The organism is Streptomyces sp. JNUCC 63 (assembly GCF_054366325.1).
The window spans coordinates 1,044,364-1,067,659 of the sequence record NZ_CM135963.1 but is presented as its reverse complement, the minus strand read 5'-3'; the positions used below and the strand labels follow the sequence as shown (position 1 = coordinate 1,067,659).

The window sequence follows — 23,296 nt, the reverse complement described above, 5'->3', positions numbered from 1 at the left end:
GAAGGGACGGGAGGGGACCGGGCGGTCCGGGTCAGGCCAGGTTCTGCAGCCGGGTCAGCGGCAGGTCGGCGGCGTGGTGGACGTCGATCGCGCGTCCGTCGACCAGGACCGCGTCGGGAGTCGTGGGCACCTTGACGTCGGGCACGGCGGTGTTGGCGACCATGTCGCCCCGGGTCAGACCCCGGCTGTCGCGCAGAGCCGTGTACCGGACCCCCTTCGGCAGCGCCTCGAACGCGGCGCGGTCGTCCAGGCACGCCCGGGAGACGAAGACCGTCGACAGCCGGCGCGGAGCCCCGCCCAGACCGCCGAAGTAGGGTTTCATCACCCGCGGCTGGGTCAGCCGGGTGGAGCCGGAGCCCGATCCCGACAGCCCCCAGGCCACGAACCCGGACTTGAGCACCAGTTCCGGCTGTGCGCCGAAGGTCACCGGGCGCCACAGCACGATGTCGGCGATGCGGCCGGGCCGCAGCGAGCCGACGTCGGCGGCCATGCCGTGGGCGATCGCGGGATTCAGCGTGATCTTGGCCAGGTACCGCAGCACCCGTTCGTTGTTGACGGTCTCCGGACCCGTCTCACCTGCCAGGTGGGCCTGGACGTGGGCGAGCTGCCAGGTGCGGCGCGCGGTCTCGGCGATGCGGCCCATGCCCATGGAGTCGGAGTTGACGATGCTGATCGCGCCGAGGTCGTGCAGGGCGTTCTCGGCGGCGATGGCGTGCTCGCGCACCCGGCTCGCCGCGATGGACAGGTCGCTGTCGACCCCGTGGTGGCCGCGGTGCACCGTCATCGTCATGGGCAGCAGCTCGGCGACGGTCGCCGGGGTCAGCGGCAGGGTCGGCGTGGTCGAGGAGGTGAGCACGTGCGGCTGGGAGACGATCTCCAGCAGGTCGGGGTGACCGCCGCCCCCCTCGACGTGGTAGGCGTGCACGGTGCGCCCGCGGGTGGCCGACAGCGTGTCGGCCAGGTAGCCGGACTCGTTGAGGGTGTCCGTGTGCAGGGCGACCGGCAGGTCGGCCTGCTCGGCGACGCCCAGGCAGGTGTCGACGATCCGGGGGGTCGCCCCCCAGTCCTCATGGATCTTGAACCCGCCGGCTCCGGCGAGGACGGCGCGCTCCAGCAGCTCCTGCGAGGACGAGGAGCCCCGGGCCAGGAACGCCACGTTGACGGGCGCGTCGCGCCAGCCCTCGATGAGGCTGTGCAGGTTGTAGGCGGGGTTGGCCCCCACGTCCCACACCCCGCCGATGCCCATGCCCACCAGGGAGGTGACGCCTGCGGCGAGCGCCGCGGGGACCACTTCGGGGCTGGAGAGATGGACGTGGGAGTCCACCACACCGGGGGTCGCGATGAGCCCCTCGCCCGTGATCATCGCGGTGTGGGAGTCGACGACGAGCTCCACACCGTCGGTGGTCTCCGGGTTTCCCGCCCGTCCCAAGCCGACGACGCGGCCGTCCTTGATGCCGATGTTCGTCTTGCGCACGCCGATCAGCGGGTCCATGACGACCACACCGAGGATCACCATGTCCAGTGCGCTGTCGCGCGGGGCCCGGTCGGCCACGAGCAGACCGTCGCGCGCCGTCTTGCCGCAGCCCCCGAGCAGCTCCTCACCGGGCTCGGTGTCGTCGCCCTCGACCTGGACCCACAGGTCGGTGTCGGCCAGCCGGATCCGGTCGCCGGTGGTCGGGCCGTACAAGGACGCGTACGCGTGCCGGGGCATCCGGCTCATCGGTCTCCTCCTCGTGCCACCACGGTGACGGTCAGGGTCCGTCCGGGCTCGAACCGGACGGACGTTCCGGCCGGGATGTCCAGCCGGTGGCCGCGGGCGGCCTCCCGGTCGAAGTCCAGGGCGGCGTTCGTCTCCTCCAGCGGGAAGTGGGACGAGACCCAGATCTCCCGGGGCCCCCGGTTGGTGATGTCCAGAGTGGTGCGCGGGCGACCGGGGGCGAGCTCGGCCTCGCCGCCGGCGACCAGCACCGCGCCGGGGCCGGTGGCCCCGGCCGGTCCGAACGGCTCGGGAACGTGCACCAGACTGGAGCCGTGCGGGAAGAGGGCCTCGACCTGGATGCTGGGAACGGCCTCCGCGACGCCCGGCAGCAGCCGGTCGCGCGGGACGATGCCGCCGGCGCGTTCCACGACGGTCTCGAGCGGCGTGCCGTCCCAGGCCATCTCCAGGATTTCGTCGCACACCAAAGCGATGGCTTCCGTGGCACCGAGCAGCGCTCCGCGCGCCAGCCGCCGACGTGCGAGTTCGGCTGCCGAGAACAGCGTCAGCCTCTCCTGCTCACGCGGGGTCAGATGCACAGGTCACTTCCCTGGAGATCAAGCGCCGCCCGGGGGCGCGGGGGGATGTACAGCACAATGCCGGGGAAACGAGGTGCGAACAATGGCGAAAGGCCCCCGGAGTGGAGGGCCCATAATGTGCATATGCACAATCCGCCCACCCCGGACTCCCTCGTGCCCGCTTCCCCGGCCCCGCCGGGACCGGACACCGCCACGCCGGTCCCCGCAGAGCTGCGCACCCTCGTCCGTGACTGTCTGGACGACCTGGACAGCCTGGTCGGGCGCTATGTCGCGGAGGTCTCCGCCTTCGAGGGGTACGAGTCGACGGTCGCCCCCGACGACCTGCGCGACACGGCCCGTGCCTGCTTCGAACTGCTCCTGCGCCTGATCGGCGGTCTCCCGGTGTCCGAGGAGCTGCGCGGGGTCCCGGGACGGCTGGGTCACCGCCGCGCCGACCAGGGTGTGCCGCTGGAGCAGCTCCTGCGGGCGGTGCGCATGGACTTCCGGGTGCTGTGGACCGCGATGATGGAGCGCACCGAGCCGGCCGACCTGCCGGAGCTGACGCGCGGCGCGGTGCGGGTGTGGGAAGCCGTGGAGTTCCACACCGTTCAGGTGCACGCCGCCTACCTGGACCAGATCGCCGTGCTGGCCCGTGAGCGGGAGCGGGAGCGGACCGCCCTCATGGGCAGGCTGCTGTCGTCGGACGGCCGTGATCAGCGGCTTGTCACCCAGGTGGCGACCCTGCTCCAGGTGAGCGCGCGGTCGGACTTCACCGTGGCGGTCGCGCCTCCGGAGTTCCAGCAGGGGCTGCGCAGAGCCGTCTCGGCCCTGCCGCCCGACCGGATCACCCACCTGCAGCATCACAACGGCATGCTGGTGCTCGTGGCCCGGTCGCCCCGTGCGGCACACACCCCGGCGCCCGCCTGGCTGGACGGTGTACCGTGCGCGGTCGGCCCGGTGGCGCGCGGACTGGCCCGCGTTCCCGACGTGGTCCGGATGACCGAGGCGATCGCCGCGACACTGGACGGCGAGGTGACGGGTCCCGTCACCCTGAGCGAGGCGTGGATGCCCGTGGCCGTGGCGCGCCTGGGCACGATGGCTCAGGCGCTGGCCGACTCGGTGCTCTCCGGCCTGGACCCACTGCCCCCGCACGAGCGGGAGCGGCTGCTGACGGCCGTGGCCGCGTACTGCGAAACCGGGTCGATCGCGGAGACCGCCCGCGTGCTGTACTGCCACCGCAACACCGTGCTCAACCGGCTGAACCGGTTCACGGAGCTCACCGGCTACCGGGCGACCAGCCCGGCGGAGGCGGCCACCGTCCTGTTCGCCCTGCGCTGCGCCCGAAGCCGGGCCGACCAGGGCCTGTCCGGCGGGTCAGGCCGGTCCCAGGGCCTCACGTCTGCGGCGGGGCGCTCCTGATCACCGCGAAGCGGGCGCCGTAGGGGTCGGCGAGCCGGGCGATACGGCCGACTCCCGTGACGTCGGTGGCGGGCACCCGGACCGTGCCGCCGAGCTCCTGCGCCCTGGTCACCGTCGCGTCCGTGTCCGTGACTTCGAAGTACGGCAGCCAGTACGCGCCCGTCTTCCTCTCGGCCGGGTCGTCGGCGAGCGCCACGATGCCGCCGAACATGGCGTCCTCACCGCCCTGGGCGGGGTTCACGCACGTGTACGTGCCGCCGGGGAAGGACGCCGCGGAGGTCTCCAGCCCCAGCACCTTGTGGTAGAACGCGGCCGCCGCGGGGATGTCCGGTGTGTACAGCTCGGCCCAGCACAGCGAGCCCGGGTCGCCGGTCACGTCCACGCCCTTGGTCCGCCCCGGCTGCCAGATGCCGAACGCCGCGCCCGCCCTGTCGGCGAGGACCGCCATGCGGCCCTGGCCCATCACGTCCATGGGCTGGACCAGCACACTGCCGTGCGCCTGTTCGGCGGCCTTGGCGGTCGCCTCCGCGTCGGCGCTCCGGAAGTACACGGTCCAGGAGGGCGGCCCCTGCTCCGGCGAGGTCCGCGTCCCGCCGGCCACCGTCCTGCCGTCGAGCTGGAAGAAGCCGTAGCCGCCGGCCTCGGGACCCGCCGACCGGAACTGCCAGCCGAACAGACCGCCGTAGAAGGAGCGGGCGCCGTCGATGTCGGGCGCGCCGACGTCGATCCAGTTCGGAGCGCCGTTGACGAAGCGGGTGGTGAGCATCCCCTGCCCTCCTTCGAAGGAGCCCGGTTGTCCGCACTGCAGAGTCTGGCACCGCCCACTGACAACCGCCGCCGGAACGCCGGGCGCCGGACGGCGACGACCGTCGCACCCGGAATCCTCAGCCCGGGGAGACGAAGCCGGACTCGTACGCCGCGATGACCGCCTGCGTGCGGTCCCGCGCGCCGAGCTTCGCCAGTACGGAACTCACATGGGACTTGACGGTCTCGGTACCCACCACCAGGCGCGCGGCGATCTCCGCGTTCGACAGGCCGCGCGCCATGAGCCGCAGCACCTCCCCCTCCCGCTCGGTCAGCGCGGCACGCCTGCCGGATCCGGACCACCCCTTCCGGGTCGAGGCCGTTGGCGGGCTTGCCCGGCACGAGGACGGGCAGGTCCCCGAGGAATGCGGTGACGATGCCCAGGCTCTGGCGCATGCCGGGGGAAAAGGTTCTGATGCGGCGGTGTGCGACGGTGGCGAAACCGGTGTCCTGGAGGGCCTCGTCCACGCGGCGGGCCGGGATGCGGTCGCTGACGGCGAGGAAGCGCAAGTGGCCGAGGACGCCGCCGTCCATCTGCCGGGCCCTCCGGACAACAAGTCCTGCACCAGGACCCGGCGGGAGGTATCGGCCCTTGGACGGGTCTCGCGGTGACGGCGCTGTGGACGGCAGCCGCGCTGCCGGCCGGCTGACGAGCGGTACACCGACGCGGGGCCCGACACCCATCCGGGTCTCCGTGCCTGCCCGCGCGCCGTCGTGTGTTCGTGTCCGGCGTGGGGGCAGCGTCGGGTCGGACGGCGGCCCGTGGGCGGCGCGCGTTGATCCCGCGTTGATCGAACGTTTCGCGCCGCCCGGCACGATCCTGGGCATGCACCTCGAGACGACCAGCCCGGCCGGCAGCGCCTGGCAGGACCGGGCCCTGTGCACGCAGACCGGGGCCGACTTCTTCTTCCCCGAGCCGGGCAGCTCGGTGCGGGAGGCCAAGCGCATCTGCGGTATGTGCGAGATGCGCTCGGCCTGCCTGGAGTACGCCCTGGAGAACGACGAACGCTTCGGCGTCTGGGGCGGCCTGTCCGAGAAGGAGCGTCAGGCCCTGAGGCGTGCCAACGGCTGATCAGGCTCCGGTCCGCGCCGCCATCCGCGCCTTGCGCGCCGCCAGCTTCTCGTCGAACTTCGCCGCCTCCGCGTCCAGGCCGCCCATGAACAGGCCCAGCTCCTCCTGCGCCTGACGGCCCTCGGGGCCGAGCCCGTCGATCTGCATGACCTTCAGGAAGCGCAGCACCGGCTGGAGCACGTCGTCGTGGTGGATGCGCAGGTTGTAGACCTCGCCGATGGCCATCTGCGCCGCCGCCCGCTCGAAGCCCGGGATGCCGTGGCCCGGCATGCGGAAGTTCACCACCACGTCCCGCACCGCCTGCATGGTGAGGTCGGGCGCGATCTCGAAGGCCGCCTTGAGCAGGTTGCGGTAGAAGACCATGTGCAGGTTCTCGTCGCTTGCGATGCGCGCCAGCATGCGGTCGCAGACCGGATCGCCGGACTGCAGGCCGGTGTTGCGGTGCGAGATGCGGGTGGCGAGCTCCTGGAAGGCGACGTAGGCGACCGAGTGCAGCATCGAGTGCCGGTTGTCGGACTCGAAACCCTCGCTCATGTGCGCCATCCGGAACTGCTCCAGCTTGTCCGGGTCGACCGCGCGCGAGGTGAGCAGGTAGTCGCGCATCACGATGCCGTGCCGGCCCTCCTCGGCCGTCCAGCGGTGCACCCAGGTGCCCCAGGCGCCGTCGCGCCCGAACAGGGTGGCGATCTCGTGGTGGTAGCTGGGCAGGTTGTCCTCGGTCAGCAGATTGACGATCAGGGCGATCCGGCCGATCTCCGTGACCTTGGACTGCTCTTTGTCCCAGGCCTCGCCGTCCTCGAACAGGCCCGGGAAGTTGCGGCCGTCGCTCCAGGGCACGTACTCGTGCGGCATCCAGTCCTTGGCGACCTTCAGATGCCGGTTGAGTTCCTTCTCGACCACTTCCTCCAGCGCGTACAACAGCCGCGCGTCGGTCCACACGGACGGGCTGCCGAGGTGGGGGGAGGTGATCGTCACGGGAACTCCAGGGGGCGCGCGGGAAAGCGGAAAACAGGCACAGCGGCGGAACGGTCCGGCGAGCGGTGCCGGAACCAGGAACCTACGGGATCGTAGGCTACGGGATCGTAGGCTACGAATCCGTAGGTTACGAAACCGTAGGTTAAATTCGATGTAAAGGTCGCTGATCAGGCCGTCCTGGCCCGGGAGTTGACGGGCGCACAGAACAGCCCCGGGACCCGCGGGTCCCGGGGCCGAACAGACGCCTGGTCACGCCCTCAGGCGTACAACTCCCGCAGCCGCACCGAGAGGCACGTCACGCATCCTTCGAGCTTCTCGAACTCGCTGATGTCCACCACCACCGGCTCGAAGCCGAGGTCGGCCAGCAGCTCCGCCGTCTTCGGCGCGCTCGCCGCCATCAGCAGCTTCTCGCCGCCGAGCAGCACCACATGCCCGCCGGACTCCTCGGGCACCGGCAGGAAGCGCGGATACAGCGACGGCGTGTCCACCTTCGGGATGTGCCCGATGACCGTGCCGTCGGGCAGCGCCGTCACCGCCGACTTCAGGTGCAGCACCTTGCTCACCGGTACGGCCACGATCCGTGCCCCGAGCGGCTCGAACACGGCCCGCAGCTGCCGCACACCGGCCGCGTCGGTACGCCCGCCGCGGCCGACGTAGACCGTGTCGCCGACCTTCAGCACGTCTCCGCCGTCCAGCGTGCCCGGCTCCCAGACCCAGTTCACCGAGCAGCCCAGACGCGCCACGGCCTCCTCGACCCCGACGGTCTCGTCCCGCCGGGACTCGGCGCCGGGCCGGGTGATCAGAGCGACGTTCCTGTACATCACGACCGTGTCCTCGACGAACACCGCGTCGGGGCAGTCGTCGGCCGGCTCGACCTCGACCGTCTCCCAGCCGTGGGTGCGCAGCGCCTCCACGTACGCCTCCCACTGCCGCAGCGCGAGCTCGACGTCCACCTTCTCCCGCTCGATGTGCGTCACCAGCCCCTCGGCGAGGCGCGGACCGGGGCGGCGGACGAGGGCCTTCTTGCTGGGCACGAGGGGCCTTTCGGATCGCGGGTGGCTCGTGGTCTCGGGTGTGCTCGCTCCGGTCCGCCATCATGCGTCAATCGTCGGCCGGGACAAAACCCCCGGTCGTCTCCCGTAGCTCTCCCTCCTCCAGCAGCAGTCGGCGCGTGATGCCGATGGACTCGAGGAACGGCAGGTCGTGGCCGGCCACGATCAGCGCGCCCTCGTAGGACTCCAGGGCGGTCGTCAGCCGGCGCACGCTCGCCAGGTCCAGGTTGTTCGTGGGCTCGTCGAGCATCAGCAGCTGCGGCGCGGGCTCGGCCAGCAGCAGGGCGGCCAGCGCCGCCCGGAAGCGTTCGCCGCCGGACAGCGTCGCCGCCCGCTGGTCGGCGCGGGCGCCGCGGAACAGGAAGCGGGCCAGCCCGGCCCGGATCCGGTTGTTCGTGGCCCCCGGGGCGAGGCGGGCCGCGTTCTCGGCGACGGTCAGCTCGCCGTCGAGGACGTCGAGGCGCTGCGGCAGGAACCGCAGCGGGACGTGCGCCACCGCCTCGCCCGACACCGGCGGCAGTTCCCCGGCGATCGTGCGCAGCAGCGTCGTCTTGCCGGCGCCGTTGCGCCCGATCAGCGCGACGCGCTCCGGGCCGCGCAGGTGGAAGGAGCCCTCCACGCGCGCGCCGCACGCCAACCGGAGGTCCCGCAGGGTGAGCACGTCCCGGCCCGGCGGCACGGCCGTGGACGACAGGTCGACGCGGATCTCGTCGTCGTCCCGTACCGCCTGCACGGCCTCGTCGAGCCGTTCCCTGGCCTCGGCGAGCTTCTCCTCGTGCATGATGCGGTGCTTGCCCGCGGACTCCTGCGCCGCGCGTTTGCGGGCGCCCATGACGATCTTCGGTTCGCGTTTGCTGTCCCACATCTTCTGGCCGTACCGCTTGCGGCGGGCCAGCTTGACCTGGGCGTCGGCCAGCTCGCGCTGCTGCTTGCGCAGGTCGGCCCCGGCGACGCGCACCATCCGCTCGGCGGCCTCCTGCTCGACGGCGAGGGCCTCCTCGTACGCCGAGAAGTTGCCGCCGTACCAGGTGATCCCACCGGAGCGCAGGTCGGCGATCCGGTCGACCAGGTCCAGCAGTTCGCGGTCGTGGCTGACCACGACCAGCACGCCCGGCCAGGCGGAGACGGCCGCGTAGAGGCGGCGGCGGGCGTACAGGTCGAGGTTGTTGGTCGGCTCGTCCAGCAGCAGCACGTCCGGCCGGCGCAGCAGCAGCGCGGCCAGGCGCAGCAGCACCGACTCGCCGCCGGAGACCTCGCCGACGGTGCGGTCCAGGCCGATGTGGCCGAGCCCGAGTTCGCCGAGGGTGGCCAGGGCGCGCTCCTCCACGTCCCAGTCGTCGCCGAGGGTCTCGAAGTGCTCCTCGGACACCTCGCCGGCCTCGATGGCGCGCAGCGCGGCCCGCCGGGCGGCGATGCCGAGCGCCTCGTCGACCCGCAGGGCGGTGTCGAGCGTGACGTTCTGCGGGAGACACCCGACCTCGCCGGCGACGCGGACCGCGCCCTCGGACGGGGTGAGCTCGCCCGTGATCAGCTTCAACAGGGTGGACTTCCCCGAGCCGTTGACCCCGACGAGCCCGGTCCGGCCGGGGCCGAAGGCGACGTCCAGGCCGGAGAAGACGGGGCTGCCGTCGGGCCAGGCGAAGGAGAGGGAGGTACAGGTGATGGATGAAGACATGGGCGCCTCGCGAATGCGGAGTGCGGTCAGGGGCAGACGCATGTGGAGACACCGCTGGGCGACCGTGTCGGAGGCAGGAGTCCGCGGGGTATGGGAAAAGCCCTGGGCCGGATTCCCGGGACGGCTCGGACGCCGAGGTCGCACGCGACGCACACACCTGACCGGTGTGACGCGGTGTCTCAGGACCTCAGACGAGCAACGTCCCTCTCCTATCGACGGCAACAGGACCGCTGTACACCGTAGGAAGGGCCGGGGCGCACCGTCAACGGATTTTGGCGTGGGCCCCGAGCCCACCGAGCGAAGGAGGCCCCGTGCCCGACGGCGCGCTCTCGCTGCCGGCCCGGCTGTACCTGCTGGCCTGGGACACCGGGCGGCTGAAGCTCACCGGCGCCGGCGAGCTGCACCACCTGGTCCGGGCCGGCGCCCTCACCGAGCTGGCCCAGCGCGGGCTGCTCGTCGACGACGACGGCATCACCACACCCGTCGACCTGGACGCGCGCACGGGGGACCCCGTCCTCGACGGACTGCTCGACCTCGTCCGCGAGTCCCGGCCCCGCCGCTGGAAGACCTGGGTGACGCTGCGGGCCCGGCTCACCCTCGTGGCCGTGCGCGAACAGCTGGCCGCCGAGGGGTATCTGCGCGCCGAGCGGCGGCGCGTGCTCGGCGTGTTCCCGTCGGTGGACCACGTCCTGGAGCGCGTCGCCGTCGTGGACGCGCTGCGCGAGGAGGCGCGCCGGGTGCTGGAGGGCTCGCTGCCGGCCGCGCGGATTTCCGAACGCGACGCGGCCGTCGTCGCCCTCGCGGCCGCCGCCGGACTGCGCACCCTGGTGTCCGCCACGGACCGTCGGCGCCACCGGCAGCGCATCGAGGAGCTGACCGAACGCAGCGGCGCCGCTGCCCCCGCCCTGCGCCGGGTCGTGCGCGAAGTGCGCACGGCGGTCGTCGTGGCGGTCACGGCGGCCTCCGTGACGGCGGGCGGCTGAACCGCCCCTTCGGCCGCACCGCGTCCCCGGGGCCGTCGACCCGGAGACGGATGGGAACGCGTCAGCGGGCGTCGCGCATCAACTCCGCCAGATCGTGGTCCAGGTCGATCTGCAGGTGCTCCAGACCGACGGGCACCAGTTCGCTCGTGGCCTCGAGGAAGCGCTGTATCTCGCCGCTGCGGACGTGCACCACGGCGGTGCCCTCCGGAGCGTGGAACTCCAGGACGGTGCGGTCGTAGCCGTACGGCCGCACGCGCACGTCGCCGTGGCCCTCGCGCTCCCGCAGACCGGCCGCGAGCAGGTCACGGGCGAAGGTCCAGCAGACCTCCACCCCTTCGAGGGTGGCGGGGGCCGGGAAGGTCATGCGGACGGCGAACGGGTCGCGCCGGTCGTAGTGCAGCGTGGCGGGGATGGTGGGCATCCGCGGCGCGGCGGCGACCAGGCGCGCCTGTACGGTCTGCTCGATGACGGTGGACAACGCCTTGCTCCCTTGTGACGGCTGGATTGTGACGGCTGGACTGTGACGGCCGAAGGACCGTCCGGGCGGATGGCCGGGCACTGAAGGAGACGACGGAATCGGCCAATCCGTGCACACGTGAGGCGGGTGACCTCTGTCACCGCGTTCATTCGCGGTTCATTCGCACAAGTGACGTGGCCGATCGGGTCGCTCGACTGGCGGATCGGATATCGCCCGTTACGGCGAACAGACCCAGAATGCGGGTATCCGTTCCTTGCACAGAGAGGAAGTGAACGGCATGCCACGCGGTTCCAGTTCCAAGCGCGAGCGTCAGTACGAGCACATCAAGGAGAGCGCGCAGGACCGGGGGGAGAGCACCGAACGCGCCAAGGAGATCGCCGCGCGCACGGTGAACAAGGAGCGCGCCCGCTCCGGCGAGTCGAAGACCGCCAGTCGTTCCTCGACCCAGGACATGTCCTCGGGCAAGCGGGGCGGACAGCGCTCGGGCCGGGGCTCCGGGGGACCCACCTACGACCAGCTCTACGAGGAGGCCAGGCGGCGCAACATCCACGGCCGCTCGGACATGAACAAGCAGCAGCTGCGGCAGGCGCTGGACAAGGGCTGACCCCGGCACCGAGCGGGGCGGGCCCGCGTCCTTCCGCGCCCGCCGACCCGTCCCGCCGTGCCACCCTCGGCACCTCGGGCCGTACGCTCGTCCTCACCATGACGACGACCGTAGGCGTTCCCGCCGGCTGGCCCGCCACCGAGGAGCAGGCCCGCGCCGTTCAGGACGAGTTGCGCGAGAAGGTGGTGCTGGACGAGCCGGGACCACCGCCCGGGACGGGACACGTCACGGGTGTCGATGTCGCCTACGACGACGATCGGGACGTCGTGGCGGCAGCGGCCGTCGTCCTGGACGCGGCCACCCTGCGCGTCGTCGCCGAGGCCACCGCCGTCGGGCGGATCTCCTTCCCGTACGTGCCGGGGCTGCTGGCCTTCCGTGAGATCCCCACCGTGCTGGCCGCGCTGGGCGCCCTGCCCTGCCCACCCGGCACGGTGGTCTGCGACGGCTACGGCCTGGCCCACCCGCGCCGGTTCGGCCTGGCGAGTCACCTGGGCGTGCTGACCGGACTGCCGACGATCGGCGTCGCCAAGAACCCGTTCACCTTCACCTACGACGACCCGGACGCCCCACGCGGCAGTTCCTCCCCGCTCCTGGCCGGCCCGGACGAGGTCGGCCGCGCCCTGCGCACCCGGGACGGCGTCAAGCCGGTCTTCGTCTCCGTCGGCCACCGGACGACCCTGGACAACGCCTGCGCCCACACCCTCGCCCTCACCCCGGCCCACCGCCTCCCGGAGACGACCCGCAGGGCGGACGCCCTGTGCCGCCGCGCACTGCGCGAGGCGACGGCGGACATCTAGGGCGCCCGTTCCCTTCCGAGTACGCCGTCTGAGTACTTGTACGGATGTGGCCCCCGGGGCTCCTCGGCAGGCTGTGTCGCATGACGACGTACCGTTCCCCCAAGCCCCTCGCCGACCCGAACCGGCCCGTCGAGCGCGCCGTGAACGCCACCCTGGTCCTCGCCGTGCTGGCGGGGCTCGGCTGGATAGGCGGAATGATCTACACGGTGGCCGGCTGGTCGCTGTAGCCCGGACAGGTCCTAAGCACTCGCAGCTGTCCGGAAGGTGAGCCCCGCCCGGCGCAGGCGGGCGATGAGGGCGTCGCCCATGGCCACGGCTGTGGTGACCTGGCCGGCCGTCGGCGGGAGGTCGTCGAAGGCGAGGGACAGGGCGGACTCGGCGAACATCTTCGCCGTCTCGTCGTACCCGGGGTCGCCGCCCGCGACCTCGGTCAGCACCCGCCGTCCGCCGCCCTCGCCCACGAACCGCACGGAGAACCAGCTCCTGGCCCGCTTCTCGGTGCTCGGCCCCTGACCGGGCTGCAGCCGGCCGGACAACCAGCGCCGGGCGGGCGGCAGTTGGGCGGCGGCCATGACCGCGCCGACGGCCGCGACGCCGCCCACGGCGACGGGCAGGTGCCGGACGGCCGCGTAGTGGCGGTAGCGGAAGTCGGGGCCGTAACGTTCCAGCGCCCGCGCGGAGCGCCGCACGATCTGCGGGTCGATGGTCGGCAGCGGCAGCACCCAGGCGCCGATCTCCCCGGCGAACCGCGGCGCGGGCGTCGGCGCGGACGCCCGCCTGCCCAGCAGCCGCGGCTCGTGCCGCGCCCGGTCCCGCGCGGCGGCCCGCATCCGCAACGGGCGTGCGAACTGGTTGAGGGCCGACGCGAACGTCCCGCCCGAGAAGGCGCCGTCCGCCCGGACGAACCCGTCCACGGTCAGCGGCACGCCCTCCGGCAGCCGCTGGACGGTGAAGTACACGCCCAGGTCGTGCGGGACCGAGTCGAAGCCGCAGGCGTGCACCAGCCGTGCGCCCGTCTCACGCGCGCGTGCGTCGTGCCGGACGTACACCAGGTCGACGAACTCGGGCTCGCCGGTCAGGTCCAGATAGTCCGTGCCGCTGTCCGCGCAGGCGGCGACCAGCTCCTCGCCGTACGTCACATAGGGGCCCACGGTGGTGGCCAGCACGCGCGTGTGCCGGGCGAGTTCGCGCAGGGAGGCCGGGTCGGTCACGTCCGCGCGCAGCACTCCGACGGACGCACCGCCGGGCAGCCGCTCGCGCAGCTTCCGCAGCCGCTCCTCGCTGCGGCCGGCGATCGCCCAGCGCAGTCCCTCGGGGGCGTGCGCGGCAAGGTATCCGGCGGTGAGCTCCCCCACGAAGCCGGTGGCTCCGAAGAGCACGATGTCGTACGGACGCTCCGTCTTTTTCAGCCTGCTCATGACACCCCTCGCTCCCGCAGCCCGCGCCGCTGTCGGTGGCCGAGGCTAGCGTGAGGAGTGCGGAGCCCGACGGTGAGGGGTACCGGCGCGCGGCCACCGGGTACGGACTCGGCAGGACTTGGCTAAGCGCTTGCTCGCCCAGGGCTTGTCTCCGCTGGAACGCGTTCTTAGCATCATCGGTGTTACATCGGTTGTGTCACAGCAAGGGGGCTGGATGGCAACGACTCGGGCGGCGGGTCGGCACGGACCGCTCACCGGCGTGCGCGTGGTCGAGCTGGCCGGCATCGGCCCCGGCCCGTTCGCCGCCATGCTGCTGGCCGACCTGGGCGCCGACGTCGTCCGGGTGGACCGCCCCGGCGGCGCCGCACTCGGCATCGACCCCGCCTGCGACCTCACCAACCGCAACAAGCGCTCCGTGGTCGTCGACCTGAAGTCCCCGGACGGCCCCGCCCGCGTCCTCGGCCTCGCCGAGCGCGCCGACATCCTCATCGAGGGCTACCGGCCCGGCGTCGCCGAGCGCCTCGGCGTCGGCCCTGAGGCGTGCCACGCCCGCAACCCCCGCCTCGTCTACGGCCGGATGACCGGCTGGGGCCAGGACGGCCCGCTCGCCCCGCGCGCGGGACACGACATCGCCTACATCGCCGTCACCGGCACCCTCGGCATGATCGGCGACCCGGACGGGCCCCCGGCCGTCCCCGCCAACCTCCTCGGCGACTACGCCGGCGGCTCCCTCTACCTCGTCACCGGCGTCCTCGCCGCCCTGCACCACGCGCGCGCGACCGGCACCGGACAGGTCGTCGACGCCGCCATCGTCGACGGCACCGCCCACCTGTCCGCGATGATCCACGGCATGCTCGCCGCCGGCGGCTGGCAGGACCGCCGCGGATCCAACCTCCTGGACGGCGGCTGCCCGTACTACGGCACCTACGAGACCGCCGACGGCCGGTACATGGCGGTCGGCGCGCTCGAGCCGCAGTTCTACGACGAGTTCCTGACCCTGCTCGGCCTCGAGGACCGTGCCGACGCCCGCACGGACCGCACCCGGTGGGGTGAACTGCGCGAGGCGGTCGCCGCCCGCTTCAAGTCCCGCACCCGGGACGAGTGGACGGCCGTCTTCGAGAGCTCCGACGCGTGCGTGGCCCCCGTGCTGTCGCTGCGCGAGGCCCCGCACCACCCGCACCTGGCCGCCCGCGGCACCTTCACCGACCACGCCGGCCTCACCCAGCCGGCCCCCGCGCCCCGCTTCTCCGTCACCCCCACCGCCGTCCGCACCGGCCCCGCCCGGCCCGGCGCCGACACGGCCGCCGTGGCCCGCGACTGGGACCTGCCCGCACTCCTTCAGGACGAAAACCCTCATCGAAAGGCTTGCCAGTGAGCACCGAAGCGTACGTGTACGACGCGATCCGCACCCCGCGCGGGCGCGGCAAGGCCACCGGCGCCCTGCACGGCACGAAGCCCATCGACCTGGTCGTCGGCCTCATCCACGAGATCCGCGACCGCTTCCCCGGCCTCGACCCGGCCGCGGTCGACGACATCGTGCTCGGCGTCGTCGGACCGGTCGGCGACCAGGGCTCCGACATCGCCCGCATCGCCGCGATCGCCGCCGGACTGCCCGACACGGTGGCGGGTGTGCAGGAGAACCGCTTCTGTGCCTCGGGTCTGGAGGCCGTCAACCTGGCCGCCGCCAAGGTGCGTTCCGGATGGGAGGACCTGCTCCTCGCGGGCGGCGTCGAGTCGATGTCCCGGGTGCCGATGGCCTCCGACGGCGGCGCCTGGTTCAACGACCCGATGACCAACCTCGCCGTCGACTTCGTGCCCCAGGGCATCGGCGCCGACCTGATCGCCACCATCGAGGGCTTCACCCGGCGGGACGTCGACGAGTACGCGGCCCTGTCCCAGGAGCGCGCGACCGCCGCCTGGAAGGAGGGCCGCTTCGACCGCTCCGTCGTCCCGGTGAAGGACCGCAACGGGCTGGTCGTCCTCGACCGCGACGAGCACCTGCGCCCCGGCACCACCGCCGACTCCCTCGCCGGGCTCAAGCCGTCCTTCGCGGACATCGGCGAACTCGGCGGCTTCGACGCCGTGGCCCTGCAGAAGTACCACTGGGTGGAGAAGATCGACCACGTCCACCACGCGGGCAACTCCTCCGGCATCGTGGACGGCGCCTCGCTCGTCGCCATCGGCTCCAAGGAGGTCGGCGAGCGCTACGGCCTCACCCCGCGCGCGCGGATCGTCTCCGCCGCCGTCTCCGGCTCCGAGCCCACCATCATGCTCACCGGTCCCGCGCCCGCCACCCGCAAGGCGCTCGCCAAGGCCGGACTGACCATCGACGACATCGACCTCGTCGAGATCAACGAGGCCTTCGCGGCGGTCGTGCTGCGCTTCGTGAAGGACATGGGCCTGTCCCTGGACAAGGTCAACGTCAACGGCGGCGCCATCGCGCTGGGCCACCCGCTCGGCGCCACCGGCGCGATGATCCTCGGCACCCTCGTCGACGAACTGGAGCGCCAGGACAAGCGCTACGGCCTCGCCACGCTGTGCGTGGGCGGCGGCATGGGCATCGCCACCGTCGTCGAGCGCGTCTGACTCGTCCCAGCGACACCCCCAGACCTCAGACCTCAACGGAGACCCCCGACATGACCGAGAGCACCACCATCCGCTGGGAACAGGACGACACCGGCGTCGTCACCCTCGTCCTCGACGACCCCGACCAGTCCGCGAACACCATGAACCAGGCGTTCCGCGACTCCTTCGCCGCCGTCGTCGACCGGCTGGAGGCCGAGAAGGACACCGTCCGCGGCGTCATCCTCACCTCCGCCAAGAAGACCTTCTTCGCCGGCGGCGACCTGCGCGACCTGATCCGGGTCACCCCCGAGACCGCCCAGGACCTCTTCGACGGCGGCCTCGCGATCAAGCGGAACATGCGCCGCATGGAGACCCTGGGCAAGCCGGTCGTCGCCGCGATCAACGGCGCGGCCCTGGGCGGCGGTTACGAACTCGCCCTGGCCTGCCACCACCGCATCGCGCTCGACACGCCCGGCACCAAGATCGGCTGCCCGGAGGTGACCCTCGGCCTGCTCCCCGGAGGCGGTGGGGTCGTCCGTACCGTACGGCTGCTGGGCGTTACCGACGCCCTGCTGAAGGTGCTGCTGCAGGGCACGCAGTACAACGCGCGCCGCGCCCAGGAGAACGGCCTCGTCCACGAGGTGGCCACCAGCCAGGACGAACTGCTGGCCAAGGCCCGCGCCTTCATCGACGCCAACCCCGAGTCCCAGCAGCCCTGGGACAGGCCCGGCCACCGCATCCCGGGCGGCACCCCGGCCGACCCCAAGTTCGCCGCCAACCTGCCCGCCTTCCCCGCCAACCTGCGCAAGCAGACGAACGGCGTCCCCTACCCGGCTCCGCGGGGCATCCTCGCCGCCGCCGTCGAGGGAGCCCAGGTCGACTTCGAGACCGCCCAGGTCATCGAGGCCCGCCACTTCGTGGAGCTGGCCGCCGGGCAGACCTCGAAGAACATGATCCAGGCGTTCTTCTTCGACCTCCAGGCCGTCAACTCCGGCGCCAACCGCCCCCAGGGCATCGAGCCCCGCCGGGTCCGCAAGGTGGCCGTCCTCGGCGCCGGCATGATGGGCGCGGGCATCGCCTACTCGTGCGCCCGCGCGGGGCTGGAGGTCGTCCTGAAGGACGTGTCCCTGGAGGCCGCCGTCAAGGGCAGGGGCTACTCCGAGAAGCTGTGCGCCAAGGCCGTCGCCAAGGGCCGTACCAGCCAGGAGAAGGCGGACGCGCTGCTCGCCCGGATCACCCCCACCGCCGAGGCCGCCGACCTCGCCGGCTGCGACGCGGTGATCGAGGCCGTCTTCGAGGACCCGGCCCTGAAGCACAAGGTGTTCCAGGAGATCGAGCAGATCGTCGCCCCGGACGCGCTGCTGTGCTCCAACACCTCCACCCTGCCCATCACCGCGCTCGCCGAGGGCGTTCAGCGCCAGGCCGACTTCGTCGGGCTGCACTTCTTCTCGCCCGTCGACAAGATGCCGCTGGTCGAGATCATCAAGGGCGAGCGCACCGGCGACGAGGCGCTGGCCCGCGCCTTCGACCTGGTCCGGCAGATCAACAAGACCCCGATCGTCGTCAACGACTCGCGAGGGTTCTTCACCTCCAGGGTGATCGGCCACTTCATCAACGAGGGCGTGGCGATGGTCGGCGAGGGCATCGAGCCGGCCTCCGTCGAGCAGGCGGCGGCCCAGGCCGGCTACCCGGCCAAGGTGCTGTCCCTGATGGACGAACTGACGCTCACTCTGCCCCGCAGGATCCGCAACGAGTCGAAGCGGGCCGTCGAGGAGGCGGGCGGCACCTGGTCCGCGCACCCCGCGGAGGCGGTCGTCGACCGCATGGTCGACGAGTTCGGCCGTACGGGGCGCAGCGGCGGCGCCGGCTTCTACGAGTACGGCGAGGACGGCAAGCGGGCCGGACTGTGGCCGGGGCTGCGTGAGCACTTCACGAAGCCGGGTCACCGGATCCCGTTCAAGGACATGCAGGAGCGCATGCTCTTCTCCGAGGCGCTGGACACGGTCAGGCTCCTGGAGGAAGGCGTGCTGACCTCCGTCGCCGACGCCAACATCGGCTCGATCCTCGGCATCGGCTTCCCGGGCTGGACCGGCGGCGTGCTGCAGTACATCAACGGCTATGAGGGCGGGCTGCCCGGCTTCGTGGCACGCGCGCGTGAACTCGCCGAGTGCTACGGCGAGCGGTTCAACCCGCCGGCCCTGCTGGTGGGGAAGGCGGAGAAGGGGGAGACGTTCACCGACGCGGGCTGAGGCGCGGCTCGGACCTCAGGCGGAGGGCGTGTCCCGGGGGTCTCCTCCCCGGGGCCCCTCCGGCCGGGTGGCGTCGACCCACTCGCGCAGCTCCTCCCTGAGTGACCGCTGGAAGGTCGTGAGGAGGGCCTGCACCACCAGCGGGTGCATGTACGCGGACAACGACTTCACGTCCTGCGTGTCACGTTCGGCCACGGCGTCGCGCAGCAGTCCCGACAGCTCGTGGGCGGCCGCCCGCGCGTGCTCGATCAGCGCCGTGCGGGCCGCGAGGATCGTCTCCTGGGACAGCGGCACGTCCAGCAGCCGCACGCCGAGCCGCAGCAGCCCGGAGTCGACACGGAAGGAGTCCCCGTCGGCCGCGACCACGTTCATCGCCGCCAGCCGCTCCACGTCCTCGTCGTTCAGCGCCCGCCCGGCCCGCCGCTCCAGCTCGGGCCGGGTGAGCGTCTCCACCGTCTCGGGGGCCCAGGAGGAGACCACCGCCCGGTGGACGGCCAGGTCGTGCGGGCTGAGGTCCGGCGGCAGCTGCCGCAGATGGCGCTCGATCGCGGCCAGCGTCATGCCCTGCAGCTGCATCTCCTCGATCAGCGCCAGGCGCGCCAGGTGCTCCGGGCCGTAGTGCCCCACCCGGCGCGGACCGATCACCGGGGGCGGCAGCAGGCCCCGGCCGCTGTAGAAGCGGACCGTGCGCACCGTGACCCCGGCCCGCGCGGCCAGTTCGTCGATCGTGAGGGTCGGCTCGTCGGCGTCGGTCGTCATGTGCAGCAGTATCACTGTCCCACCGGCGCTGTGAAAGCCCTGACCTGCGGTGCGCCTCCGAACTCATGAAGCAGCGGGCTCAGGGCCCGTTGTCAGTGGCAGGGGCCGCCGACGGCCGCCGCAAGTCCGCCCAGCGTCTGCGCCTCAAGGCATGTCCACGACCGTCCCTGCCGCACGACCGCCATTCGGCCGTCATGGGTGAAACACGCCCGGAGGATCTTTCCGGGCACGCAGCGCAGACGCACCGGACACCGCCCACCGCGGCCCCGGTTGCTGACCGGCACGCACCATCTCAGGCGGCCGGACACGCCAACCCCGCCGCCTCACGCGCGCACCCCCAGGCCACGGTGACCCCGGCCCCGCCGTGCCCGTAGTTGTGCACCAGCACCCGGCCACCCGGCAGCGCCTCGCGCTCCAGCCGCACCGCGTGCCGGGCCGGACGCAGGCCCACCCGGTGCTCCAGCACTCGCGCCCCGGCGATCTCCGGCCGGAAGGCCGCGCACCGCGCGACGATCCGCTCGGCCTCCGCCGGGTCGGGCGTCAGGGACCACGCGCCCTCCTCGGCCGTACCGCCGAGGACGAGCCCGCCCGGCTGCGGAAAGAAGTAGGTGGAGGTGTCCGCGGCGTGGTCGACGGAGGTCAGCCAGGTCGTGATGCCCGGGTTCTCCACGACGACGAGCTGACCGCGCACAGGATGGACCGCGGGGTCCGGCACGAGCTCGCGGGCGCCGAGGCCCGTGCAGTTCACCACGACAGGGGCGTCCACGGCGGCCAGATCCGTCACCGTCCGCTCCTCGACCGCCCCGCCGGCCTTCAGCAGCCGCTCCCTCAGCCAGGGGAGATGAGTCGACATGTCGATCAGTGGCAGCCGCGCCCACAGTGCCGTGCCCGCGTACTCCCCGGCGCGCGCCGTACGCAGCCCGGGCACCCGCGCCGCCCACGGCCCGAGCGCGTCCAGCCGGGTCTCGCCGTGCACGCCCTCCACCACGCGTACGCCCGTCCCGCCCGGACGCGCGGCCAACTCCCCGTACACCGCCAGGGATTCCAGCGCCCAGTCGCCGACCAGCGACTCCGGCTCGATCCGGTACGGCCACCACAGCCCGCCCGCGACCGCCGAGGTCGTCCGCTCGGCCGGCTCGCGCGTCCACACCCGCACCCGACGGCCGCGCTCGGCCAGCACGACGGCCGTCGTCAGCCCGATGACGCCGCCGCCGACCACCACGACCTCGGTTCGCGGCCCACTGCGCATACGGCGCACAGTAACGGAATGCGGCACGCCGTGCTCACATCGCCCGCACGCCGGGAATACTCACCGCATGTCTGCCGAGTACGCGACCTTCGGCCTGGCCCCGGCAACGCGTGCCGGGGAGATCCTCACCGACGGCGGCCACCAGGTCCACCGGGACTTCGTGGACTTCCTCGTGGACGGACGGCCGCTGCTGTTCCGGCTCTCCGACCTGGACGCGGTCTCCCCGCTCGCCTCCGACGTCCCGCCCGCGATCTTCACCGCCCAGGTGCGCGGCCTGCTGCTGGAGAGCGAGGCGCCGCTGCCGGGCGGCCGGTACGTCATCTACGGCTGCCCCGAGTGCGAGGACCTGGCCTGCGGCGCGGTCACCGCCGTCATCGAGCGGGCCGGCGAGGACGGTACGGACTACCTCTGGCGGGACTTCGCCTGGCAGACGGACCAGCACGCCGACCTGGAACTCAACGGCTACCACGGCATGGGCCCGTTCCGCTTCGACGGCGCCGAGTACCGCGCGGCGCTCGGTGCGCTGCTGGACGGCGGCGGCCCCGCGCCCCGCCGCCGGGTGCTGCTCATCGACGCCCGGGTCGCCGTGCTCGCCAGGCTCGCCGCCGCCCTGCGCACCATCGGCATCGGCGCCGACATCACCCGCGACGTGCACGACGTCCACGCCGGCGAACTGCGCCAGTACGGCGCCGTCGCCTTCGGCCGGGCGATCGGCCCGGAGGAACGCGCCGCCGTACGAGCCGCGTTCGAGCGCGCGGGCGCCGACGCGGCCTACGTCGGCGGCCTCGCCCCGGTCATCCCGCTCCTGGTCGCCCAGATCGAGCACGCCCTGGACCGAGGCCCCGTGGAGCGGCGCCGTCTGACCCGGCTGACCGCCTCGGAGGGTGCGGCGGAGGTCGAGGTCACCTCCTCCTGCCGCGTCCGGCTCACCGCGTACCGCCTCGACCGGCTCTACCGCACCCACACCCAGGAGGTCTTCGACGGCCTCCTGGAGCCGGGCCGGCACCGTATTCCGCTGGACGCCAGGGCGGTGAAGGGGGAGTCCTTCGTGGTGGCGCGCACATCCGGGAGCGTGCTGGTCGCGGCCATGGCGCGCTGAGCACGGCCGGGCGCGGCCGTTAGGATCGGCCGTCTGATGACTGCCACCCTCGTCGCCAAGAATCTCGCCGCCGGGCACGGCGACCGCGCGCTGTTCGCCGGACTCGACCTCGTCGTCGCGCCCGGGGACGTGATCGGGCTGGTCGGTGCCAACGGCGCGGGCAAGTCCACGCTGCTCAGGATGCTCGCCGGGCTGGACGCGCCCGAACAGGGCGAGCTCGCCCTCTCCCCGCCGACGGCGACCGTCGGGCACCTGCCCCAGGAACCGGAACGGAGGCCGGGCGAGACCGTACGGGAGTTCCTGGCCCGCCGCACCGGGGTGGCCGCGGCCCAGCGGGCGATGGACGAGGCCACACAGGCGCTGGTCGAGGGCGCACCGGGCGCGGACGACGCGTACGCGACGAGCCTGGAGCGGTGGCTCGGCCTCGGCGGCGCCGACCTCGACGGACGCGCCGAGGAAGTCGCCGACTCCCTGGGCCTCGCCGTCGGCCTCGACCAGCCCATGACGTCCCTCTCCGGCGGCCAGGCGGCCCGCGCCGGCCTCGCCTCGCTGCTGCTGTCCCGCTACGACGTCTTCCTGCTCGACGAGCCGACCAACGACCTGGACCTGGACGGCCTGGAGCGGCTGGAGCGGTTCGTGACCGGGCTGCGCGCCGGGACGGTCGTCGTCAGCCACGACCGCGAGTTCCTCACCCGCACCGTCACCAAGGTCCTCGAACTCGACCTCGCCCAGCGGCAGATCAACCTCCACGGCGGCGGATACGCGGCCTACCTGGAGGAGCGGGAGGTGGCCCGCCGGCACGCCCGCGAGGACTACGAGGAGTACGCCGACAAGCGGGCCGCCCTCCAGGACCGCGCGCAGATGCAGCGTGCCTGGATGGACAAGGGCGTGAAGAACGCCCGGCGCAAGGCGGGCAACGACAACGACAAGATCGGCCGCAAGTTCCGTAGCGAGGCCAGTGAGAAGCAGGCCGCGAAGGCCCGCCAGACCCAGCGCATGATCGAGCGGCTGGAGGTCGTCGAGGAGCCCCGCAAGGAGTGGGAACTGCGCATGGAGATCGCGGCGGCCCCGCGCTCGGGCGCGGTCGTCGCCACGCTGCGGGACGCGGAGGTACGGCGCGGGGACTTCGTGCTCGGCCCGGTGTCCCTGCAGATCGACTGGGCGGACCGGGTGGCGGTCACCGGCGCGAACGGTGCCGGCAAGTCGACGCTGCTGGGCGCCCTGCTGGGCCGGGTGGGCCTGGACGCCGGTCACGCGGCCCTGGGATCGGGCGTCCTGGTCGGCGAGGTCGACCAGGCCCGCCGCCTGTTCCACGGCCCCGAAACCCTGCTGGACGCCTTCCGCACGGCGGTCCCGGACACCGAACCCGTCGAAGTCCGCACGCTGCTCGCCAAGTTCGGCCTGAAGGCGGATCACGTCCTGCGCCCCGCCGCGACGCTCTCCCCGGGCGAGCGCACCAGGGCCGCCCTCGCCCTCCTCCAGGGCAGGGGCGTCAACCTCCTGGTGCTGGACGAGCCCACCAACCACCTCGACCTGCCGGCCATCGAGCAGTTGGAGTCGGCGCTGGACTCCTACCAGGGCACTCTGCTTCTGGTCACCCACGACCGCCGCATGCTGGACGCGGTGCGCGTGACCCGCCGACTGGAGGTCGCGGCCGGCAAGGTGACGGAACGCTAGGCATACCGCCCGCGAGGGGCGCCGGCGCGGGGCCTACACTCGGTCACCGTTGCCCAGCGGAGCGAAACCGCAGACCGGAAGGGATGGTCGCCCATGTTCCAAGACGCCCCCATCTATCACCAACTCGTCGCCGAGCGCGGTGACGTA

At 72.7% G+C, this 23,296-nt stretch carries 22 protein-coding genes and 1 pseudogene; 12 read left to right on the top strand and 11 right to left on the bottom strand.

The genetic code is table 11. The features are described 5' to 3' along the window. Positions 1-31: 31 nt before the first annotated feature. Both ACX25U_RS04935 and ACX25U_RS04930 read right to left on the bottom strand, forming a co-directional pair. A complete protein-coding gene (locus ACX25U_RS04935) occupies positions 32-1,720 on the bottom strand; it encodes an urease subunit alpha (protein ID WP_454389310.1) in 1,689 nt (562 codons plus the stop codon). Beyond that, positions 1,717-2,295, bottom strand: a complete 579-nt coding sequence (locus ACX25U_RS04930; protein WP_454389309.1) for an urease subunit beta — start codon at positions 2,293-2,295, stop codon at positions 1,717-1,719. The genes ACX25U_RS04935 and ACX25U_RS04930 overlap by 4 nt, the downstream gene beginning before the upstream one ends. A 123-nt stretch (positions 2,296-2,418) precedes the next feature. Here ACX25U_RS04930 and ACX25U_RS04925 point away from each other — a divergent pair, with 123 nt between their 5' ends. Continuing rightward, positions 2,419-3,693, top strand: a complete 1,275-nt coding sequence (locus ACX25U_RS04925) for a PucR family transcriptional regulator (RefSeq protein ID WP_454389308.1) — start codon at positions 2,419-2,421, stop codon at positions 3,691-3,693. On the opposite strand, the gene ACX25U_RS04920 is transcribed toward ACX25U_RS04925, so the two are convergent. Beyond that, the gene (locus ACX25U_RS04920; RefSeq protein WP_454389307.1) at positions 3,668-4,459 is read right to left on the bottom strand and encodes a VOC family protein; all 792 of its coding nucleotides are present in this window, start codon (positions 4,457-4,459) and stop codon (positions 3,668-3,670) included. The two genes, ACX25U_RS04925 and ACX25U_RS04920, sit on opposite strands and share 26 nt — an antisense overlap. A 118-nt stretch (positions 4,460-4,577) precedes the next feature. Beyond that, positions 4,578-4,781, bottom strand: a pseudogene (locus ACX25U_RS04915) (response regulator transcription factor); the annotation flags it as partial. On the opposite strand from ACX25U_RS04915, the gene ACX25U_RS04910 reads away from it, so the two are divergent. Together ACX25U_RS04910 and ACX25U_RS04905 are read left to right on the top strand one after the other, a co-directional pair. Continuing rightward, positions 4,738-5,109 carry a hypothetical protein gene (locus ACX25U_RS04910; RefSeq protein WP_454394874.1) on the top strand — a complete coding sequence of 124 codons (372 nt, stop codon included), beginning with the start codon at positions 4,738-4,740 and terminating at the stop codon, positions 5,107-5,109. The pseudogene ACX25U_RS04915 and the gene ACX25U_RS04910 overlap by 44 nt on opposite strands. 214 nt (positions 5,110-5,323) lie before the next feature. Further along, positions 5,324-5,569, top strand: coding sequence for a WhiB family transcriptional regulator (locus tag ACX25U_RS04905; protein WP_454389306.1), 246 nt, complete (start codon positions 5,324-5,326; stop codon positions 5,567-5,569). Here the strand turns inward: ACX25U_RS04905 and ACX25U_RS04900 are convergent, their stop codons facing one another. From ACX25U_RS04900 to ACX25U_RS04890, 3 genes are all read right to left on the bottom strand, one after another. Next, positions 5,570-6,544, bottom strand: a complete 975-nt coding sequence (locus tag ACX25U_RS04900) for an acyl-ACP desaturase (RefSeq protein ID WP_454389305.1) — start codon at positions 6,542-6,544, stop codon at positions 5,570-5,572. Positions 6,545-6,801: 257 nt separating this feature from the next. Beyond that, a complete protein-coding gene (ddaH, locus tag ACX25U_RS04895; protein ID WP_454389304.1) occupies positions 6,802-7,578 on the bottom strand; it encodes a dimethylargininase in 777 nt (258 codons plus the stop codon). Positions 7,579-7,645: 67 nt separating this feature from the next. Further along, positions 7,646-9,271, bottom strand: a complete 1,626-nt coding sequence (locus ACX25U_RS04890) for an ABC-F family ATP-binding cassette domain-containing protein (RefSeq protein ID WP_454389303.1) — start codon at positions 9,269-9,271, stop codon at positions 7,646-7,648. A 311-nt stretch (positions 9,272-9,582) separates the two neighbouring features. Here ACX25U_RS04890 and ACX25U_RS04885 point away from each other — a divergent pair, with 311 nt between their 5' ends. Further along, on the top strand, positions 9,583-10,254 hold the full coding sequence (locus tag ACX25U_RS04885; RefSeq protein WP_454389302.1) for a GOLPH3/VPS74 family protein: 672 nt from the start codon (positions 9,583-9,585) through the stop codon (positions 10,252-10,254). A gap of 61 nt (positions 10,255-10,315) precedes the next feature. Here the strand turns inward: ACX25U_RS04885 and ssgD are convergent, their stop codons facing one another. Beyond that, positions 10,316-10,732: a spore wall synthesis regulator SsgD gene (gene ssgD, locus ACX25U_RS04880; protein ID WP_454389301.1), complete on the bottom strand. Its 417-nt coding sequence runs from the start codon at positions 10,730-10,732 to the stop codon at positions 10,316-10,318. Between the two features lie 277 nt (positions 10,733-11,009). Here ssgD and ACX25U_RS04875 point away from each other — a divergent pair, with 277 nt between their 5' ends. The 3 genes from ACX25U_RS04875 to mmpA all read left to right on the top strand — a co-directional run bounded on the left by ACX25U_RS04875 (position 11,010) and on the right by mmpA (position 12,360). Then, positions 11,010-11,336, top strand: a complete 327-nt coding sequence (locus ACX25U_RS04875; RefSeq protein ID WP_454389300.1) for a plasmid stabilization protein — start codon at positions 11,010-11,012, stop codon at positions 11,334-11,336. Positions 11,337-11,434: 98 nt separating this feature from the next. Continuing rightward, a complete protein-coding gene (locus ACX25U_RS04870) occupies positions 11,435-12,133 on the top strand; it encodes an endonuclease V (RefSeq protein ID WP_454389299.1) in 699 nt (232 codons plus the stop codon). An 80-nt stretch (positions 12,134-12,213) separates the two neighbouring features. Continuing rightward, entirely contained in the window at positions 12,214-12,360 is a 147-nt protein-coding gene (mmpA, locus tag ACX25U_RS04865; protein ID WP_454389298.1) for a morphogenic membrane protein MmpA, read from the top strand. Between the two features lie 12 nt (positions 12,361-12,372). On the opposite strand, the gene ACX25U_RS04860 is transcribed toward mmpA, so the two are convergent. After that, entirely contained in the window at positions 12,373-13,551 is a 1,179-nt protein-coding gene (locus ACX25U_RS04860) for a saccharopine dehydrogenase family protein (protein ID WP_454389297.1), read from the bottom strand. A 214-nt stretch (positions 13,552-13,765) separates the two neighbouring features. Here ACX25U_RS04860 and ACX25U_RS04855 point away from each other — a divergent pair, with 214 nt between their 5' ends. From ACX25U_RS04855 to ACX25U_RS04845, 3 genes are read left to right on the top strand one after another with little or no spacing between them, the layout of a single operon-like run. Continuing rightward, positions 13,766-14,926, top strand: coding sequence for a CaiB/BaiF CoA transferase family protein (locus tag ACX25U_RS04855; RefSeq protein WP_454389296.1), 1,161 nt, complete (start codon positions 13,766-13,768; stop codon positions 14,924-14,926). Beyond that, positions 14,923-16,137 (top strand): acetyl-CoA C-acetyltransferase, encoded by a 1,215-nt coding sequence (locus ACX25U_RS04850; protein ID WP_454389295.1) that lies wholly within the window; start codon positions 14,923-14,925, stop codon positions 16,135-16,137. The genes ACX25U_RS04855 and ACX25U_RS04850 overlap by 4 nt, the downstream gene beginning before the upstream one ends. Before the next feature lie 50 nt (positions 16,138-16,187). Continuing rightward, positions 16,188-18,365, top strand: coding sequence for a 3-hydroxyacyl-CoA dehydrogenase NAD-binding domain-containing protein (locus ACX25U_RS04845; RefSeq protein WP_454389294.1), 2,178 nt, complete (start codon positions 16,188-16,190; stop codon positions 18,363-18,365). A gap of 15 nt (positions 18,366-18,380) precedes the next feature. Here ACX25U_RS04845 and ACX25U_RS04840 read toward each other — a convergent pair whose 3' ends face one another. Beyond that, a complete protein-coding gene (locus ACX25U_RS04840) occupies positions 18,381-19,124 on the bottom strand; it encodes a MerR family transcriptional regulator (RefSeq protein WP_454389293.1) in 744 nt (247 codons plus the stop codon). Between the two features lie 292 nt (positions 19,125-19,416). After that, the gene (locus tag ACX25U_RS04835; protein WP_454389292.1) at positions 19,417-20,373 is read right to left on the bottom strand and encodes an FAD-dependent oxidoreductase; all 957 of its coding nucleotides are present in this window, start codon (positions 20,371-20,373) and stop codon (positions 19,417-19,419) included. Between the two features lie 67 nt (positions 20,374-20,440). On the opposite strand from ACX25U_RS04835, the gene ACX25U_RS04830 reads away from it, so the two are divergent. Continuing rightward, positions 20,441-21,472 (top strand): oxidoreductase, encoded by a 1,032-nt coding sequence (locus ACX25U_RS04830; RefSeq protein ID WP_454389291.1) that lies wholly within the window; start codon positions 20,441-20,443, stop codon positions 21,470-21,472. A gap of 36 nt (positions 21,473-21,508) precedes the next feature. Beyond that, entirely contained in the window at positions 21,509-23,149 is a 1,641-nt protein-coding gene (locus tag ACX25U_RS04825) for an ABC-F family ATP-binding cassette domain-containing protein (RefSeq protein ID WP_454389290.1), read from the top strand. Positions 23,150-23,296 lie beyond the last annotated feature (147 nt).

What these genes read in the sequence shown, in the direction of transcription:
- ACX25U_RS04935 (WP_454389310.1), bottom strand. Translation starts at nt 1,720, where the DNA reads ATGAGCCGGATGCCCCGGCACGCGTACGCGTCCTTGTACGGCCCGACC.
- ACX25U_RS04925 (WP_454389308.1), top strand. Translation starts at nt 2,419, where the DNA reads ATGCACAATCCGCCCACCCCGGACTCCCTCGTGCCCGCTTCCCCGGCC.
- ACX25U_RS04920 (WP_454389307.1), bottom strand. Translation starts at nt 4,459, where the DNA reads ATGCTCACCACCCGCTTCGTCAACGGCGCTCCGAACTGGATCGACGTC.
- ACX25U_RS04910 (WP_454394874.1), top strand. Translation starts at nt 4,738, where the DNA reads ATGAGCCGCAGCACCTCCCCCTCCCGCTCGGTCAGCGCGGCACGCCTG.
- ACX25U_RS04905 (WP_454389306.1), top strand. Translation starts at nt 5,324, where the DNA reads ATGCACCTCGAGACGACCAGCCCGGCCGGCAGCGCCTGGCAGGACCGG.
- ACX25U_RS04890 (WP_454389303.1), bottom strand. Translation starts at nt 9,271, where the DNA reads ATGTCTTCATCCATCACCTGTACCTCCCTCTCCTTCGCCTGGCCCGAC.
- ACX25U_RS04875 (WP_454389300.1), top strand. Translation starts at nt 11,010, where the DNA reads ATGCCACGCGGTTCCAGTTCCAAGCGCGAGCGTCAGTACGAGCACATC.
- ACX25U_RS04870 (WP_454389299.1), top strand. Translation starts at nt 11,435, where the DNA reads ATGACGACGACCGTAGGCGTTCCCGCCGGCTGGCCCGCCACCGAGGAG.
- mmpA (WP_454389298.1), top strand. Translation starts at nt 12,214, where the DNA reads ATGACGACGTACCGTTCCCCCAAGCCCCTCGCCGACCCGAACCGGCCC.
- ACX25U_RS04860 (WP_454389297.1), bottom strand. Translation starts at nt 13,551, where the DNA reads ATGAGCAGGCTGAAAAAGACGGAGCGTCCGTACGACATCGTGCTCTTC.
- ACX25U_RS04855 (WP_454389296.1), top strand. Translation starts at nt 13,766, where the DNA reads ATGGCAACGACTCGGGCGGCGGGTCGGCACGGACCGCTCACCGGCGTG.
- ACX25U_RS04845 (WP_454389294.1), top strand. Translation starts at nt 16,188, where the DNA reads ATGACCGAGAGCACCACCATCCGCTGGGAACAGGACGACACCGGCGTC.
- ACX25U_RS04840 (WP_454389293.1), bottom strand. Translation starts at nt 19,124, where the DNA reads ATGACGACCGACGCCGACGAGCCGACCCTCACGATCGACGAACTGGCC.
- ACX25U_RS04835 (WP_454389292.1), bottom strand. Translation starts at nt 20,373, where the DNA reads ATGCGCAGTGGGCCGCGAACCGAGGTCGTGGTGGTCGGCGGCGGCGTC.
- ACX25U_RS04830 (WP_454389291.1), top strand. Translation starts at nt 20,441, where the DNA reads ATGTCTGCCGAGTACGCGACCTTCGGCCTGGCCCCGGCAACGCGTGCC.
- ACX25U_RS04825 (WP_454389290.1), top strand. Translation starts at nt 21,509, where the DNA reads ATGACTGCCACCCTCGTCGCCAAGAATCTCGCCGCCGGGCACGGCGAC.